The organism is Massilia sp. BKSP1R2A-1 (genome assembly GCF_050586525.1).
In the GTDB taxonomy this organism is placed as follows: Bacteria; Pseudomonadota; Gammaproteobacteria; order Burkholderiales; family Burkholderiaceae_D; genus Telluria.
Window position 1 is genome coordinate 1 of record NZ_JBOBRE010000037.1, and the last position, 1,185, is coordinate 1,185.

At 51.6% G+C, this 1,185-nt stretch carries 1 rRNA gene; it reads right to left on the minus strand.

From position 1 onward, the window contains the following. Positions 1-27: 27 nt before the first annotated feature. Positions 28-1,185 (minus strand): 23S ribosomal RNA (locus tag ACQ7JA_RS24955); the annotation flags it as partial.

Here is a 1,185-nt window from a genome sequence, read left to right on the forward strand (position 1 = left end):
TGACTCGTCTATAACTACCAAGGTTATAGGGACAAGCCGTACGGGCAATTAGTACTGGTTAGCTTAATGCATTACTGCACTTCCACACCCAGCCTATCAACGTCCTGGTCTCGAACGACCCTTCAAGGAGCTCAAGGCTCCGGGAAATCTCATCTTAAGGCAAGTTTCCCGCTTAGATGCTTTCAGCGGTTATCTCTTCCGAACTTAGCTACCCGGCAATGCCACTGGCGTGACAACCGGTACACCAGAGGTTCGTCCACTCCGGTCCTCTCGTACTAGGAGCAGCCCCCTTCAAATTTCCAACGCCCACGGCAGATAGGGACCAAACTGTCTCACGACGTTTTAAACCCAGCTCACGTACCACTTTAAATGGCGAACAGCCATACCCTTGGGACCGGCTACAGCCCCAGGATGTGATGAGCCGACATCGAGGTGCCAAACTCCCCCGTCGATATGAACTCTTGGGAGGAATCAGCCTGTTATCCCCAGAGTACCTTTTATCCGTTGAGCGATGGCCCTTCCATACAGAACCACCGGATCACTATGTCCTACTTTCGTACCTGCTCGACTTGTCGGTCTCGCAGTTAAGCACGCTTATGCCATTGCACTATTAGCACGATGTCCGACCGTACCTAGCGTACCTTCGAACTCCTCCGTTACACTTTAGGAGGAGACCGCCCCAGTCAAACTGCCTACCATGCACTGTCCCCGATCCGGATAACGGACCAAGGTTAGAACCTCAAACAAACCAGGGTGGTATTTCAAGGATGGCTCCACGAGAACTGGCGTCCCCGCTTCAAAGCCTCCCACCTATCCTACACAGATTGGTTCAAAGTCCAATGCAAAGCTACAGTAAAGGTTCATGGGGTCTTTCCGTCTAGCCGCGGGTAGATTGCATCATCACAAACATTTCAACTTCGCTGAGTCTCGGGAGGAGACAGTGTGGCCATCGTTACGCCATTCGTGCAGGTCGGAACTTACCCGACAAGGAATTTCGCTACCTTAGGACCGTTATAGTTACGGCCGCCGTTTACTGGGACTTCAATCAAGAGCTTGCACCCCATCATTTAATCTTCCAGCACCGGGCAGGCGTCACACCCTATACGTCCACTTTCGTGTTTGCAGAGTGCTGTGTTTTTATTAAACAGTCGCAGCCACCAGTTTATTGCAACCCTTTCACCCTTC